13 protein-coding genes are annotated in these 15,236 nt (G+C 61.5%); 6 read left to right on the forward strand and 7 right to left on the reverse strand.

What is annotated here, in order from left to right; genetic code table 11:
* Positions 1–2 precede the first annotated feature (2 nt).
* The 4 genes from E3O56_RS03835 to iolC all read right to left on the reverse strand — a co-directional run bounded on the left by E3O56_RS03835 (position 3) and on the right by iolC (position 4,569).
* The gene (locus E3O56_RS03835) at positions 3–818 is read right to left on the reverse strand and encodes a TIM barrel protein (RefSeq protein ID WP_078821135.1); all 816 of its coding nucleotides are present in this window, start codon (positions 816–818) and stop codon (positions 3–5) included.
* Positions 819–844: 26 nt separating this feature from the next.
* A complete protein-coding gene (iolB, locus tag E3O56_RS03840) occupies positions 845–1,633 on the reverse strand; it encodes a 5-deoxy-glucuronate isomerase (protein ID WP_078821134.1) in 789 nt (262 codons plus the stop codon).
* A 3-nt stretch (positions 1,634–1,636) separates the two neighbouring features.
* Positions 1,637–2,524 (reverse strand): myo-inosose-2 dehydratase, encoded by an 888-nt coding sequence (gene iolE, locus E3O56_RS03845; RefSeq protein WP_148853672.1) that lies wholly within the window; start codon positions 2,522–2,524, stop codon positions 1,637–1,639.
* A gap of 107 nt (positions 2,525–2,631) precedes the next feature.
* Complete coding sequence (iolC, locus tag E3O56_RS03850; RefSeq protein ID WP_078821132.1) at positions 2,632–4,569, reverse strand: 5-dehydro-2-deoxygluconokinase; 1,938 nt, start codon at positions 4,567–4,569, stop codon at positions 2,632–2,634.
* 284 nt (positions 4,570–4,853) lie between these two features.
* Here iolC and E3O56_RS03855 point away from each other — a divergent pair, with 284 nt between their 5' ends.
* Positions 4,854–5,762, forward strand: a complete 909-nt coding sequence (locus E3O56_RS03855) for a MurR/RpiR family transcriptional regulator (RefSeq protein WP_032876193.1) — start codon at positions 4,854–4,856, stop codon at positions 5,760–5,762.
* A gap of 7 nt (positions 5,763–5,769) precedes the next feature.
* Here E3O56_RS03855 and E3O56_RS03860 read toward each other — a convergent pair whose 3' ends face one another.
* On the reverse strand, positions 5,770–7,182 hold the full coding sequence (locus E3O56_RS03860; RefSeq protein WP_078821131.1) for a PLP-dependent aminotransferase family protein: 1,413 nt from the start codon (positions 7,180–7,182) through the stop codon (positions 5,770–5,772).
* A gap of 92 nt (positions 7,183–7,274) precedes the next feature.
* Here E3O56_RS03860 and E3O56_RS03865 point away from each other — a divergent pair, with 92 nt between their 5' ends.
* A complete protein-coding gene (locus tag E3O56_RS03865) occupies positions 7,275–8,510 on the forward strand; it encodes a multidrug effflux MFS transporter (RefSeq protein WP_248127892.1) in 1,236 nt (411 codons plus the stop codon).
* 101 nt (positions 8,511–8,611) lie between these two features.
* On the opposite strand, the gene E3O56_RS03870 is transcribed toward E3O56_RS03865, so the two are convergent.
* The gene (locus E3O56_RS03870) at positions 8,612–9,517 is read right to left on the reverse strand and encodes a hypothetical protein (RefSeq protein ID WP_248127893.1); all 906 of its coding nucleotides are present in this window, start codon (positions 9,515–9,517) and stop codon (positions 8,612–8,614) included.
* Positions 9,518–9,909: 392 nt separating this feature from the next.
* Here E3O56_RS03870 and E3O56_RS03875 point away from each other — a divergent pair, with 392 nt between their 5' ends.
* Both E3O56_RS03875 and E3O56_RS03880 read left to right on the forward strand, forming a co-directional pair.
* Positions 9,910–10,593 (forward strand): response regulator transcription factor, encoded by a 684-nt coding sequence (locus E3O56_RS03875; RefSeq protein WP_005787712.1) that lies wholly within the window; start codon positions 9,910–9,912, stop codon positions 10,591–10,593.
* Positions 10,571–11,962 (forward strand): HAMP domain-containing sensor histidine kinase, encoded by a 1,392-nt coding sequence (locus E3O56_RS03880; RefSeq protein ID WP_032876203.1) that lies wholly within the window; start codon positions 10,571–10,573, stop codon positions 11,960–11,962. Before E3O56_RS03875 ends, E3O56_RS03880 begins: the two co-directional genes overlap by 23 nt.
* A 37-nt stretch (positions 11,963–11,999) precedes the next feature.
* On the opposite strand, the gene E3O56_RS03885 is transcribed toward E3O56_RS03880, so the two are convergent.
* A complete protein-coding gene (locus E3O56_RS03885) occupies positions 12,000–13,595 on the reverse strand; it encodes a L,D-transpeptidase family protein (protein WP_228309766.1) in 1,596 nt (531 codons plus the stop codon).
* A gap of 40 nt (positions 13,596–13,635) precedes the next feature.
* On the opposite strand from E3O56_RS03885, the gene E3O56_RS03890 reads away from it, so the two are divergent.
* Positions 13,636–14,349, forward strand: a complete 714-nt coding sequence (locus E3O56_RS03890) for a murein L,D-transpeptidase catalytic domain family protein (protein WP_032876209.1) — start codon at positions 13,636–13,638, stop codon at positions 14,347–14,349.
* A gap of 30 nt (positions 14,350–14,379) precedes the next feature.
* Positions 14,380–15,126, forward strand: a complete 747-nt coding sequence (locus tag E3O56_RS03895; RefSeq protein WP_248127894.1) for a creatininase family protein — start codon at positions 14,380–14,382, stop codon at positions 15,124–15,126.
* Positions 15,127–15,236: the final 110 nt, after the last annotated feature.

The raw sequence follows: 15,236 nt of genomic DNA on the forward strand, positions 1-15,236 counted from the left end.
CCTTATCGTTTTTGCAGGTGGGCGATGCTTGCCCCCAACGCCTGCCGGATATCCGCCAATCCATGCACGCTTTCGGCAAACGGCTCGAACGACAGATAGCCGCTGTAGCCGGTGCTCAGCAAGGTGTCGATCTGCGCCGCATTCCCGAGAATATCGTCCTCGCCCACCAGCACGCGGTGGCCGTCGCGGATTGAGTCAAGCGGCGCCTCGTGGTCTTCCACCCCGGAGATATGCACCAGCCCGGTCAGCTCCGGGAAGAACTCATGCTCGCCGGCCAAATGATGGTGAAAGGTGTCATGCACCACACGAAACACATCCAGGCCACCGATGGCCTTGATTGCATCCACTGCCACGCGCTTGCGGCGCAGGGCGGATACTGCGAAGCCCAGGGGTTCGATGAAACCGAGAATCCCGTACTCACGCAGGATCAATGCCAGTTCGCTCAACGCGGTGCGCAAACCAGCGGCGCGCTGCGCGTCGTTACGCGTATCGCCAGGCTGATTGAACGGGCACATCACCAGGCCCTGGGCCCCGCACTCACGGGCGTAGGTGGCCAGTTCGATTGCCTGAGCGCGGCGTTCGTCGTTCCACACATCAAAAGGGTACAGCGCGTTGATCGACAGCACCTTGATGCCCTGCGCCGCGCACAACTCACGCACGCGGGCGGCGGACATGCCGTATTCGATTTCGCGGTTTTTGAGGTCGTTGCGAATCTCGATGGCATCGCACTGGAGGGCTTTGGCCAGCTGGATAAAATCCGCCAGGGGCAAGTCAGGCGCGACCATACGGTTAAGGGCAAAACGTAGCGGCGACTTCATTGTTGTTGTTCTCCGTCCAAAACCGTTTAAAGGTCCAGCAGCCAACTGTGCTGCGGGTCGTTATGGAAATGCCAGGCGCGCTTGGGGCCGGCCATGACATTGAGGTAATAAGACTCGTAGCCATACGGCACGCTGACCGGGTGATATCCCTTGGGCACCACCACCAGGTCGCTGTTTTCCACGGCCATGGCCTGGTCGATGCTGCGGTCGTCGGTGTACACGCGCTGGAACACAAAGCCCTGGGGTGGATTGACCTGGTGGTAGTAGGTTTCTTCCAGAAAGCTCTGGTGCGGCAGGTCATCGGTATCGTGTTTGTGCGGCGGGTAACTTGAGGAATGCCCCGACGGTGTGCGCACTTCCACCACCAGCAGCGAATGGGCCGGCTCGCTGTCGGGCAGGATGTCGCAGACGTAGCGAGTGTTGGCGCCTTTGCCGCGCACACTGCGTTTGCACTGCTCGGGGCGGATCAGGCGCGGGGCAAAACCCGCCGCACCCGGCGCCGCACACACGGCAATCTGTACATCGCTCAGGGCCGTGACCTGGGCGTCGATGCCCGGCGGCAAATAGGCGGCGAACGGTGATTTGTCTTCGAACACCGACTGGCGATCACCCAGGTTCTGCCAATTGAAGCCTTCGCCTTCGATATTCACCCGACCGCTGAGCAGCACCAGGCACAGCTCCTGATCGCCCGCGCTGACCGGCAAGGTTTCGCCCAGGCTCAAGCGGTAAGCGGCGAAACCTACGTACTCCAGGCGCCCCGCCTCCAGGGCAACCATGGTTTGCCCGCGTTTGCTGCTTTTGACCAACAAGCTCATCACTCAAACCCTCTCGTTGAGAAGCGCACGCAAGGTGTCATAGCCCTTCTTCGCGTAGATATAACTGGGCGCCACGGCCGGGTCCTGCTCGGCTTCCACCACCAGCCAGCCTGCGTAGTTCGCAGCCAGCAGCACGTCCAGTAACGACGCAAAGTCGATATCGCCGTCCCCTGGCACGGTGAAAGTGCCGTTGACGATGCAATCGGGAAAACTCCACATCTGATTGCGCGCCAATTGCACCACGGGTTTGCGCACGTCCTTGAAATGCACATGGCAAACGCGGTCGATGTGCTTGCGCAACACCTCGATGGGTTCGCCGCCGCCCATGTAGCAGTGGCCCGAATCGAACAGCAGGCCGACTTCCGGCCCCGTGCGTTTCATCAACTGGTCAATGTCTTCGGGAGACTCGACGTAGGCGCCCATATGGTGGTGGTAGGCCAGGCGCACGCCTTGAGACAAGGTGAAACGCGCCAGCTCGGTGAGCTTGTCGGCGTACGCCTGCCAGGCCTGTTCGCTATGAAAACGCGGACGTTCTATCAGGCGAATGCGTGAACCCTGGATCGAATCGGCGACTTCGCCGTACACCAGTACGTTGGCACCGTTTTGTTTGAGCAGTTCGACATGGCCGGCAATGGCCTCGATCTCCTCGGCCACCGAACGACGGGCCAGGCGGCTGGAGTACCAGCCCGAGACCAGCGCCAGGTCATAGGGACGCAGCACGTCGCCGACGCCCTTGGCATCCTTGGGAAACTTGCCATTGAGTTCAAAACCTTCGTAGCCGATGTCCTTGCCTTCACTCAGGGCCGTGCTCAGCGGGGTTTCACCGCCAAGGGCCGGGAGGTCGTCATTGCTCCAGGAGATCGGGTTGATGCCAATTCGGATTGCGGGCATGGCTGCACCTTTTATTGTTTTCTCTAGAGATCACTGAGATCTGCTTTATGTGGGAGGGGGCTTGCTCCCTCCCACATTGGATTGCATTGCACATTTGGAATGTGTGACTAAATTCGAGCACTGCGCCAGGCGTTGATGAGTTGTTCGAAGGTAGCCTGTACCTGCTGGATCAAGGTCTCATCATCGATCTCCCCCGCCATCCACGCCCGGCTCGGCTCCTGGAAGATCGTGCGGCCGACGGCAAATCCGCGGCAGGTGGTGCTCAGGCGGGCTTGCTGAAAACCGTCGGCAAGACATTCAGCCGACGCGTTCAGGCCAAGCAGCACCACGCCACGGCAGTATGGGTCGCGCTCCTGGATCAGTTCGTCGAGCTTTTTCCAGTCGGCGGCCGACTGCGCTTCGATCTTCCACCAGGCCGGGTAGATACCCAAGTTGTACAGGCGCTTGAGGCTGCGATACAAAACGTCGGGATAAGTGGAGGGGTGATCCTTGGGCGGGATGACTTCCAGCAGCAGTTCATGGCCGCTGACGATGGACGCCTCATACACCGCCTTGAGCTGCGCCTCCTGTTCCAGGCGCAGCATAGGTTCGTCATCGGGGTGAAATTGCACCAGGCATTTGATGATCTGTTCCTGGGGCCAGGCAATCAGGTTGCTGCCCACCGAGCGACCGTGTTCGAACGCCAGAGGCCGTGAGTTCTGCACTTCGACCGGGCGGGCAATCCACCAGCCTCGGCCGCTGGCGGCATTGAGGGCATCCTGGCCAAAACGCTGATCGGCAAGCAGGCCCACGTCGGCCTCGATGCCCTGCTCGGCGAGCTTGGTCTCCACACGTTCGATGGCCTGGATAAACAGCTGCTTGATGGCGCTGATTCGCGTCAAGTCCTGGCCGCCTTTTTGCGCCAGGTCCACCAGCTGCCAGCGGTGGTCGAAGGCAAACACGAACAGTTGCTTCCAAGCCTTGCGCGGCACCGTGACGCGGTGCAGGCGCTGCAGGGTCGCATCCTGGTCGGGACGGGTGATCGGCACCGGGCTGTTGAACAGGTAATCGAGTTCGGCGGGCGTGGGCATGGCCGGCGCACAGGCGTGCCGCGAGACCACCAGGCCGCCACAGGCATTGGCCAACTGGCTGCAACGCTCGTCGCTGGCGTCGTTGAGCCAGCCACTGAGAAAGCCTGACATGAAGGCATCGCCAGCACCCAGCACATTAAGCACTTCAACGCGCACACCGGGATAGATCGCCCCGTCCTCCAACCGCGCAGGGATCTCGCCGTGGATCACCGTGCAGCCTTGCGGGCCGAGCTTGACCACCAGGGTGGCGGCCGTCAGTTCGCGCACCGTGCGCAGGGCGGTGAGCAGGTCTTCACTACCACCGGCGATGAGGAATTCTTCTTCAGTGCCGACGATCAGGTCGAAACGCGCCAGGATTTTCTGCACATGCTGGCTGACATTCTGGTCGGCAACAAAACGGGTTTCGCCATCGGCCTTGCCCGCCAGGCCCCACAGCACCGGGCGGTAGTCGATATCCAGCACCCGTTTGACGTTGTGTTTGGCTGCGTAATCCAGCGCCTGAATGCTGGCCTTGTACACACCGTCGGTGGAGAAATGCGTGCCGGTGATCAGCAGCGCCTTGCTCGATGCAACAAAGGCTTCGCTGATGTCTTCGGCGCGCAGGGCCATGTCGGCGCAGTTTTCGCGGTAGAACACCAGGGGAAAGGTTTCACGGTCTTTGAGACCCAGCAGCACCAGGGCGGTGAGGCGTTCGGGGTCGACCTTGATGCCGCTGACATCGCAACCTTCGCGGGCCAGGGATTCGATCAGAAAACGGCCCATATGGTCGTCGCCCACCCGGCTCAGCATCGCCGACTTGAGCCCCAGCCGGGCAGTGCCGAAGGCGATGTTGGCGGAGGAACCGCCGAGGTATTTGGCAAAGCTGGACACATCCTCAAGCCGCGCACCCACTTGCTGCGCGTAGAGGTCGACGCCCAGGCGCCCCAGGCAAATCAGATCCAATTGACGCCCACTGGCAAAACGAGTCTGGCCCATGCTGGCTCCTGTTATTTTTATCAGCCTGCGTTGTGCCGCCGTAGTGGCGGCAAACGCTCTTGGTGGGAGCAGACTAGAACGTCCGACGGCGGCAATCAATATTTATTCCATAATTATTTTTAGTGGAATATATTTTCCAATACGTCAGCATAGCGGCACGCCAGCGCCCGTGCATCGTTTCAGCAGGCCACGCGGGCCGTGATGCCGAGGTATTTTTTTGCGCCTACCCTGTAGACTTGCGCCACCCATCAGCGCATCAGACGAACACGCCAGAAGGATTGCCCATGTCCCGCACCGATCCCGAGACCACCCTGGAAGCAACTGTCGCCAGCCCTCCGATCAATGCCGAACGCCTGTTGCAGCTGATCACCGACGAATACGAAAGCCTGCCGCGCCAGCTCAAGCGCATCGCCAGTTACATGAGCCAGCAGAGCGACCGGATCATGGTCGATCGCATCAGTGACATCGCCCGTGAATGCGAAGTGCACCCCTCGGCCATCGTGCGGTTTTCCCAGCGTTTCGGCTTCAGCGGTTTCAGTGAAATGCAGGCGCTGTTTCGCGAGGCCTATACCCACAAGACCACACCGGTGCAGAACTACCAGCAGCGCATCCGCAGCATGATCGCCAACAAGTCGCAGAAAGCCAGCGGCGGCGACCTGGCGCGTGAGTGTGTCAACGCCACCCTGTCCGGGATCGAACGCCTGGGCCTGGAACTGGACGATGCGGCCTTCGAGAAAGCCGTGGACCTGGTGGTCAATGCCGACAACATCTACGTGGTCGGTGTGCGCCGTTCCTTTGCCGTGGCCGACTACCTGGTCTACAACCTGCAGCACACCAACAAGCGCATCCACCTGATCTCGGGGCTAGGCGGCAGTTATCGCGAGCAGATGCGCAGCGTGCGCGCCAATGACCTGGTGATTGCCATTAGTTTTACGCCCTACGGCAAAGAGACCCAGCACTGCCTGCGCATTGCCCAGCATCACCAGGCCAAGACCTTGATCATCACCGACAGCAACCTGTCGCCGCTGGCCAAGCGCGCGAATGCGGTGCTGTTGGTCAATGAAGGCTCATCGTTTGCCTTTCGCTCGCTGAGCGCCACCTTGTGCCTGTGCCAGGCGTTGTTTATTGCGGTGGCCTATCGGTTGGAATTGAAGGTGGATGAAATTCATGAGCAGGTCGGGTTCGACGACTGACGCGCTCCTACAGCAATTGCGCCAGAGCCCGGCCGTGGAAGCGGATCTGCGCGAGGGTCAATGCGGTGTAGCCGACAATCACGGCGGGCGGCAACGTTACATCGACACAAAACTTGCCCAGTGGCTGCAAACTCAGCCCGGCGTCGGCGGCGCGGGCGCAGAAATCCGCCTCTGGCACCCCTGCCGGTAACCACAGCACAAAATGCAGCCCGGCCTGCTCGCCAGTGACCGTGACGTCCGGCGGGAGGCAAGCGAGCAAGGCATCACGCCGCGCCTGATAGGCCTGACGCGAAGCGCGCAAATGCCGCACAAACGCACCGCTGCCAAGAAAGTCCACCAGGCCCGACTGATCGCTGGCGCCCACCGAATGCCCGGTCAGTTGCAAGGTGCGCAGCAGTGACGGACGCAGGGTTTTGGGCACCACCATGAAACCGACTCGCAACCCTGGAAACAGGTTCTTGTTGAAGCTGCCGCAGTAGAGCACGCGGTCGTTCGCATCCAGGGACTTGAGCGCGGCCAAAGGTGCGCTGTTGTAGTTGTACTCGCTGTCGTAGTCGTCTTCGACCACCCAGGCATCGGCTCGACTTGCCCAGTCCAGCAGCGCCAGACGGTGCGACACCGACAGGGTCACGCCCAGCGGGGCCTGGTGCGCGGGGGTGACATACACCAGTCGTGCGTGGGCAGGCAACTGAGCGGTATCGAGCCCTTCGGCGGTGACCGGGATCGACTGCACCTGTGCGCCGGCCAGCTTGAACAGACGCCGCGCCGGGGTGTAGCCGGGGTCCTCGACGCAGGCCAGGTCACCCGGTTGGAGCAGCGTGCGGGCGATCAGGTCAAGGCCATGACGAATACCCGTGGTGACAATCACTTCATCCGCCTCGCAGTGCATGCCGCGATAACTGCGCAAGTAATCCGCAATGTGCTCACGCAGGGCCGGCAGCCCACCAGGATGCGCGGCCTCCAGTACACCAGGGCCTGCGGCCAACAACCCACGGGCGACGCAACGCGCCCAGGCTTTCAGGTCGAACAGGCCGGCATCCGGGCGCCGTGCGACAAAGGGCACATGGCTCTGTACCCCGGCGTGGGGTGGGTCGGGGTCAACCGGGCGGCGCAGCATTTGTTTTGACGCCGGGGCCGCAATGAATTGCTCGGGAATCACCGCGCGCACCCGCGTGCCAGAGCCCGCCACGCGCTGCACATAGCCTTCGCTGTGCAAGCGGTCGAACACGACCTCAAGGGTGCCGCGCGAAACCTGCCAGCGCTCGGCCAGGCTGCGGGTCGATGGCAAACGGCTGTCGGCCGGCAACTGCCGAGTCAGGATCGCCCCCCGCAAAGCCTCATAGGCGCCCTGCTGTTTACCCTCGCCCAAGTTGTCCGGGCGCGGCAAGTCAAGGTTGGAGGCGGCTTTTCCTCGGCTCATAGTGGTCCAATCCTTCCATGCACAAGTGGTTCTGCGGATTAAACCACAACGCCGCTAGAGTCCGGGCTCTACCCCTCGCGAAGTAACCGCCCATGACGCAACGCATTCTCGCTCCCTGGTTCTGGCTAACGCTGCTGACGGTCCTGGTGGGCTTGCCGCGCCTCACCCTGGACCTGCACTTGCCCGCCCTGCCCGCTATGGCCGACTACTTCCAGACCTCCGATAGCCAACTGCAACTGGTACTGACGCTCTACACGCTCGGATCGGCGATTTCCTTGCTGGTCAGCGGCCCGCTTACCGACCGCTTCGGCCGGCGTCCGGTGTTGCTGGCCGGGTTGACGATGTATGTACTGGCAACCCTCACCTGCGCACTGGCCGACAGCCTGAGGGTATTGATCATTGCGCGGCTGTTCCAGGCCCTTGGCGGGTGTTGCACCACGGTAATAGGCCGGGTGATCGTGCGCGACTATTTTGCCCCACAGGAGCAGGCGCGCTTGCTGGGGTTGATCTCCATGGCAATGGCGGTCTCGCCCATGGCCGCGCCGGTGCTTGGCAGCGTGCTGTTGCCCCTCTTGGGTTGGCGGGGTTTGTTTGTTTTGCTGGCGGTGATTGGCAGCCTGTTGTGCCTGGTGGTCCAGCGCCGCCTGCCGGAAACCCGTCCGCCACAAGTGGCCGCCGCACCACCCACCCACTTGCTGCGCATCTACGGCCAACTGCTGCGCGACCGCTATTTCCTGCGTTATGCCCTGGCGATCGGCTGCGTGTACAGCACCTATTTTCCGTTTATCAGCGAGTCTTCGGCGTTGCTGCAACGCGGCTTTGATTTATCGCCGAGCGCCTACGCCCTGGTATTTGCCGCAACGATCAGTGGCTATATGTTCGGCGCCAACCTGTTCCGCCGCCTGGTAGCGCGGTTCGAGGCAGACCGCTTGATCAGCTTCGCCATCGGCCTGAATGTGCTGGGCAGCGTACTGCTTGCGACGGCCACGACACTGCTGGCGCAGGATTGGCTGGCGATTGTGTTGCCGATGGTGGTGATCATGGTGTCGGTGGGGCTGACGATGCCTGCCTGCCAGTTGTCGGTGTTGCAGCCCTACGGCGCGATTGCCGGTACGGCGTCGGGGTTGTTCTTTTTTATTCAGATGTTTGTGACGGCTGTGAGCAGTTGGGCCACCGGGCTGCTATCGGATGGCACTGCACAACCGTTGGTAATCATGACATCGCTGGCCAGCACCTTGCTGGTCATCAGTTGGCTGACGTTGCGCAAAACGAAAAGTGGGAAGGAGCAAAGCCCTTCCCACCCTTTACCGAGCCAGGCCCGGGTTTAGTGCATGAAGATCGCGATCAGAATGATCACCGGAATCGGCACGCCGAGGAACCACAGCAGTAATGAGCGCATGATGCTTTCCTTAAATGAATGGGCCTTGAATTAACGAACGTAGTTTTCGGTTTCGACGTACACCACGGCATCCCGGCGGCGACCGCCGAAGGTGGCAGCGAAGCTGGCGAAGAATGCACCGATCAACAGCGCCACGAAGGTCCACAGCGAGGTATAGGCAGCCACTTTCGCGGCGGTCTCGGCGGCCTGCTTGGCTTTGAGCTTGGCGTCTTCGATGGCTTTACGGGCATCGCCGTACACTTTATCGATACGCGCTTCGGCATCCGCCTGGCTGAGGTTGGTACGCTGGGTGATCAACTGGGCCAGGTAGGCACGGTCTTCGGCGGCCAGTTGACCGTCATTGCTCAGGGTCCGGGCGAAGATACGGCCGACCACGGCATGGGCCGCATCGTCGCTGACCGCGGCTGGGCGGTCATCGCGGAACAGGCTGTCGACGTAGTAGCCGAAGTCGCCGCTGTCGGCACCTTTGGCTGCGCTGCCGGCTGCTTGGGTCAAGCCACTGACGGCGCCCGACGCAACGCTGGCACCGGCTTTCACACCACCACTGACGACACTGCTGACCGAACCGACCACCAGCATTGCCGTGATCAATGTGGCCACGGCCCACGCCAGGAAACCATGGGCGGTATCGCGAAAGTACACTTCATCGCCATGCATGTTGGCCCACTTCACCCGCAAGCGGCCGGCGATGTAGCCACCCAGGCCCGAAGCGACGATCTGGGTAAAGGCCAGCCAGACAATCGTGGAAATGCCAAGGCCCTTGGCACTGATACCGCTATCGGCCCACGGCGACACCGCCGAAAAGCCCAGGCCGAAGCCCAGCAGCACCAGAATCAGTGACAGCGCAGCCGCCGCAGCGGCCCCGGCGAAGATCGCCCCCCAGGAAACCCCGGAGAGCGTGCTTGACTCTTGCAGCGCGGATGAGGATGTGATCATTGTTGTTTTGCTCCAGGCATGAAAAATAGTGTTACAAGTCTCAAAAGGGACAGTGCAGGCACCATGCCAGTCGGCAAATAATTTAAATTCCTTGTATTTCAATAAGTTAATTAAATTGAACTTACTTAAGTCATGCAAGTTGCAAGAAACGGCCGTTAAGGGCGGGCGATATGCATTCATGTGGGAGGGGGCTTGCTCCCGATAGCACTGTGTCAGTCAACAAACTCTTGCCTGAGACACCGCTATCGGGAGCAAGCCCCCTCCCACATCGATTCGTGCCAGTCATGAACAGGTGGCAGTTTTGCCAAGATGAAGTTTTATTTAGGAAACATTCAGCAACTTCTTGGCAAAATGACGTCCACTTCTAGTGTGAACGCTCACCAGGTAATCCTATGACCCGCATTTTGACCATCGAGGATGACGCCGTAACGGCCCGCGAGATCGTCGCCGAGCTGAGTAGCCATGGACTGGACGTAGACTGGGTAGACAACGGCCGCGAGGGCCTGGTCCGCGCCGTAAGCGGCGATTACGACCTGATCACCCTCGACCGCATGTTGCCCGAACTGGATGGCCTGGCCATCGTTACCACCTTGCGCACGATTGGCGTATCGACGCCGATCCTGATGATCAGCGCCCTCTCCGATGTCGACGAGCGTGTACGTGGCCTGCGTGCCGGCGGTGATGACTATTTGACCAAGCCGTTCGCCTCCGACGAAATGGCCGCCCGTGTCGAAGTGCTGCTGCGGCGCAAAAGCACGGTCAAGGAGTTCGAAACCGCCCTGCGCGTGGCAGACCTGGAATTGAACCTGATCAGCCGCGAAGCCAGCCGCGCCGAGCAGCCGCTGACCCTGTTGCCCACCGAATACAAACTGCTGGAATTCCTGATGCGCAACACCGGGCAGATCCTGTCGCGGATGATGATTTTCGAGGAAGTCTGGGGTTATCACTTTGACCCGGGCACCAACCTGATCGATGTGCACATCGGTCGCCTGCGCAAGAAAATCGATCCCCCGGGCCTCACGCCGCTGATCCGCACGGTACGAGGTTCCGGGTATGTCATTGCTGAACCCCTCTAAGGGCTGGCGCTCTTCCAGCAGCCGCCTGCTGGCGCTGTACAGCTCGTTGTTCGTGGCGTGGAGTTGCATCCTCATGGGGGTGCTGTATTACGAGGTGTCGGGCTACCTCAGCGACCTCTCGCGCCATTCTCTTCTGCAACGCCAGCACTTGTTCCAGCGCTTCGACGGCGAAGCCCTGGTGGAAGCGCTGACCACCAGCATGACCTTCGACATGAAGGGCGTGGATGCTTATGGCTTGTTCGATGAGCAGTTTCGGCCCTTGAGCGGGCCAATCCGCACGGTACCGGCGGACCTGCCCCTGGATGGCAAGATCCACACCCTGGCCAATTGCGTCGAATCCGATGACCCCAAGCTGCCCAAGGACAGCTGCGATGCCGTGGCCACCCACACCGACGACGGCCGCTGGCTGGTGCTGGTGCGCGCCAACGGGTCGTTGTTCGGTGTGACGCGGATCATCTGGCATGCCCTGCTGTGGGCGCTGTCGTTGACCATCATCCCCGGCGCTGCGGGCTGGCACCTGCTGCGCCGGCGTCCGTTGCGGCGCATCCGCGGGATCCAGGCCAGCGCCGAAGCCATCGTCGCCGGCGACCTGACGCACCGCTTGCCGCTGTCCAATCGGCGCGACGAACTGGACATGCTCGCGGCCATCGTCAACGCCATGCTCGAACGCATCGAGAAACTGATGAACGAGGTCAAGGGCGTGTGCGACGCCATCGCCCATGACCTGCGTACCCCCCTCACCCGCCTGCGCGCACAGCTTTACCGCATCAAGCAGCAAGCCGAGGAAGACTCCGCCCACGCAGTGAAACTCGATGACGCCATTGCCGAAACCGACACGCTGATGGCGCGCTTTCGCGGGCTGCTGCGCATTTCCGAACTGGAAGATCACCAGCGCAGGTCGGGCTTCCTGGTGCTGGACCCGCTGCCGTTGCTGCGCGAATTGCATGACTTTTATCTGCCCCTGGCGGAGGAAGGTGAAATGGAGTTGGTATTGCAGGCTCCCGAATCGCTGCCGTGGGTAACGGGCGACCGCGCCCTGTTGTTTGAAGCCTTGGCCAACCTGTTGAGCAATTCGATCAAGTTCACTCCGCCCAATGGCAAGGTCATCCTGCGAGCGGTCAATGATATGGGCAGTACGCGCATTGAAGTGCTCGACTCGGGGCCCGGAATTCCGGCGGCTGAACGCGCGTCGGTGTTCCAGCGCTTTTATCGGGTGGATGAAAACGATCAGCAAGGTGGCTTTGGTCTGGGGCTGTCGATTGTGGCAGCGATCATCAACCTGCATGGCTTCAAGCTCGACGTCGGTACCAGTGAGCTGGGCGGCGCCCGACTGGTGCTGGAATGTCGCCAGCAGTTGATACCTGAATAGGTCAGATGGGGTCATGAAGACCCCTGCCACATTGTGCCTAGAGCACACTTCCCATGGCTTTGATCAACACCGGATCAAGCGCATAGATATCCGGCGCATAGACCAGGCTCCCCTGACGATCCACTTCCACCGTCCAATACCCCAACAGCACCGGCACCGGGGTGGCCAGTCTGAATTCATGGGTCAAGCCGGTGGCCAACAGTTCATCGGTACGGGTGCGTTCGGCCGGGGTCACCAGCAGGTCACGCAGCAGCAGCGGTTGCTCGACCCTCACACACCCCGAACTGAACGCCCTTGGCCCCTTGGTAAACAGCGGCTGGCTGGGCGTGTCGTGCAGGTACACCGAGAACGGGTTGGGGAAGCGCATCACGATCTTGCCCAGCGGGTTGCGCGGGCCAGCCTGTTGGCGCAGCAGGATATTACCAGGGCGCGCCCAATCGACCTGCTCGGGGGTCAGCGGATGACCTTCGGCGTCGAGTACTTGCAGGTTTTGCTGGCGCAGGTACTCGGGGTTGAGGCGGATAGCCGGGAGCTTGTCCTCGCGCATGATGGTCGGCGGGATGGTCCAGGTGGGGTTGAGGGTCAGCCGCGTGATGCGCGACTTGAGCAGCGGTGTCTGGCGTTCGGCGCGGCCCACTTGCAAGCGGGTTTGCCACACCGGGATGCCGCTCTGGTACACGCTCAATTGCGCGGCGGCCACATTGACCACTACGCCTTCAGGCTCAAGGTCCTGGGCCAGCCAGCGGAAACGCTCCAGGTTGATGCGCAGTTGCTCGCGGCGTACCGCCGGGCTGATGTTAAGTTCGGCCACGGTGCCGGCGCCGATCACGCCATCGGCTTGCAACGAGTGGCTGAGCTGGAACGCCTTCGCCGCCTTGACCAGGTCGCCCTGATATTGCTTGCCGTTGGGCAACTTGGCCAGATAGCCGCCACTGTGCAGGCGTCGCGCCAACTCCGGCACGCGCGGGTCTTCCATGCCGGGGCGTAACAACGGGCCACTACCCACCGCATCCCAGTGCGGTAAAGGCTGCTGGCGCAGGCTGGAATAGACGTTGCGCAGGCTGCGGTACAAGTCTGCACTTGGGCGTGCCTGGTCAAACGCTTTGGCCATGTCCTGCAAGCCAGTGGCGGCAAATGCCAATACTACGGTGTTCGGATCCGTCGCAGGCGGTTGCGAATGCCAGAGCGGTTCATAGCGCGATTGCAGCAGGCGCCCGTAATGCAAATCGTGCAGGGCTTGCAGGTATTGCTGGCTGGTCGCGATATCGCTGCACAGCACGTTGGCCGTGGCATCTACCGCAGGCAAGCTATAGTGGGTGGGGTCCAGGCCGTCGTCGGCCAGCATCAACAACTGGGTTTGCAAGGCTTGCCGGGACTCGTCGGCCGACCATAACGGTGCATTGCCTTGCTGCTGGTAAAAGGCTTGCAGGCGCACTTGGGCGGTGGCATCGACCCGCGAGACCAGGTGGGGGCAGACGCTGGACAGTTGCGCCAGCGCCTGCTGTACCGGCGCCAGGTCGACGGGCGCAGGCGTGGTCACAGGTAGCGGCTCAGGCGCCAGCGCATCGGCTGTCGCGACCAATGGTGCAACGAGCAGGCAAATGCTCAAGTAACATGCGTGTTTTTTGAACAATTGACTTAGCTCCACTCCACAGCGGGGGAATCGACTGTAGATGCTGACTTTTATGCGCCACCTCGGCTTGATCACCGGGGGCCTGGCTTTACTGAGCAATTTTGCGCTCGCGGCCACTGGCACCCCACCTTCCTTGTATAGCAGCCTGGCGCGCTCGGCTCCAGAACTCAATCCCACTGTACTCAAAAGCGCCCTGAGCGCGGTGCAGTGCGCCGTCAATAACGGCGAAGAACGTTCCGATCGCCTAGCGGTTATTGACTACTCCCAGCCCTCGACCGCCCGTCGGCTGTGGATCTTCGATTTGCGCAAACAGACCCTGCTGCTGCGTGACTTGGTGGCGCATGGCGCCAAGTCCGGGGAAAACTTCGCCACCCAGTTCTCCAATCTCGAAGGCAGCCATCAATCCAGCCTGGGCTTGTTCCGCACCCAGGAAAGCTACCTCGGTGCTCATGGCTACTCGCTGCGCATGGATGGCCTGGAGCCCGGCTTCAATGACCTGGCGCGCGACCGCGCCATCGTGATCCATGCCGCCGACTACGTCAGCCCGTTGTGGAGCAAGCGCGAAGGCCGCATCGGCCGCAGCCAGGGCTGCCCGGCAGTACGCCCGCAGGTCGCCCGTCAAGTGGTAGACAAGCTCAAGGATGGGCAGTTCATGTTTTCCTGGTACCCCGACCAGCGCTGGTTGAAGTCCTCGACGTACCTCAATTGCAAGCCCCAACAGGTAGCGAGTAGTCGTACAATCCGTGGCGGATAGCCTGTCCCCACAGATAAAAGAGAGCCTCGCATGCTTCTACACACCAGCACCTGGATCGAAATCGGGCAGTTCCTGGAACGCAGCCGCACGGTCGTGATCCCCATCGGCTCCAACGAACAACACGGCCCCACGGGCCTGCTGGGCACCGACTGGATGTGCCCGGAGATCATCGCCCATGAAGCGCAAAAAGACGCCGACATCCTGATCGGCCCGACTTTCAATATCGGCATGGCCCAGCACCACCTGGGGTTTCCCGGCACCATCTCGCTGCGCCCTTCCACCTTTATCGCCGCGATTGGCGATTGGGTGCGTTCGCTGGCCGGGCATGGCTTCGAGAAAATCCTGTTCCTGAACGGCCACGGCGGCAATATCGCCACGATCGAAGCGGCGTTTTCCGAGCTGTACGCCGAAGCCAGCTTCGCCCGTCGCCCGGCCGGGTTTGCGCTGAAGCTGGTGAACTGGTGGGACCTGGAAGGCGTCACCGACCTGGCCCAGCGCCAATTCCCGGTCGGCCACGGCAGCCACGCCACGCCGTCGGAGATTGCGGTGACGCAGTGGGCTTACCCGCAGTCGATCAAGTCTGCCGATTACTCACCGCAAATTGCCAACACCGGGCCGATCCGCGAGGCGCTGGACTTTCGCGCGCGCTTCCCCGATGGCCGCATGGGTTCGGACCCGGCGCTGGCGACGGTGGAGAAAGGCGGTGAGTTGGTGGCGTTGGCGGCGCTGGGGCTGATCAAGACCGTGAGCAGTTTCAGCAACGAAGCCAAACCCTGAGCCGAGTGTTGGTCCAAATGTGGGAGGGGGCTTGCTCCCGATAGCAGTGTGTCAGTCAGCTCATCTGTAGCTGACCCACCGCCATCGGGAGCAAGCCCCCTCCCACATTT

Source organism: Pseudomonas sp. W2Aug9 (genome assembly GCF_023127755.1).
Taxonomy (GTDB): domain Bacteria; phylum Pseudomonadota; class Gammaproteobacteria; order Pseudomonadales; family Pseudomonadaceae; genus Aquipseudomonas; species Aquipseudomonas synxantha_A.

Coding starts and splice junctions, on each gene's coding strand:
- E3O56_RS03835 (WP_078821135.1), bottom strand. CDS start 818: ATGAAGTCGCCGCTACGTTTTGCCCTTAACCGTATGGTCGCGCCTGAC.
- iolB (WP_078821134.1), bottom strand. CDS start 1,633: ATGAGCTTGTTGGTCAAAAGCAGCAAACGCGGGCAAACCATGGTTGCC.
- iolE (WP_148853672.1), bottom strand. CDS start 2,524: ATGCCCGCAATCCGAATTGGCATCAACCCGATCTCCTGGAGCAATGAC.
- iolC (WP_078821132.1), bottom strand. CDS start 4,569: ATGGGCCAGACTCGTTTTGCCAGTGGGCGTCAATTGGATCTGATTTGC.
- E3O56_RS03855 (WP_032876193.1), top strand. CDS start 4,854: ATGTCCCGCACCGATCCCGAGACCACCCTGGAAGCAACTGTCGCCAGC.
- E3O56_RS03860 (WP_078821131.1), bottom strand. CDS start 7,182: ATGAGCCGAGGAAAAGCCGCCTCCAACCTTGACTTGCCGCGCCCGGAC.
- E3O56_RS03865 (WP_248127892.1), top strand. CDS start 7,275: ATGACGCAACGCATTCTCGCTCCCTGGTTCTGGCTAACGCTGCTGACG.
- E3O56_RS03870 (WP_248127893.1), bottom strand. CDS start 9,517: ATGATCACATCCTCATCCGCGCTGCAAGAGTCAAGCACGCTCTCCGGG.
- E3O56_RS03875 (WP_005787712.1), top strand. CDS start 9,910: ATGACCCGCATTTTGACCATCGAGGATGACGCCGTAACGGCCCGCGAG.
- E3O56_RS03880 (WP_032876203.1), top strand. CDS start 10,571: ATGTCATTGCTGAACCCCTCTAAGGGCTGGCGCTCTTCCAGCAGCCGC.
- E3O56_RS03890 (WP_032876209.1), top strand. CDS start 13,636: ATGCTGACTTTTATGCGCCACCTCGGCTTGATCACCGGGGGCCTGGCT.
- E3O56_RS03895 (WP_248127894.1), top strand. CDS start 14,380: ATGCTTCTACACACCAGCACCTGGATCGAAATCGGGCAGTTCCTGGAA.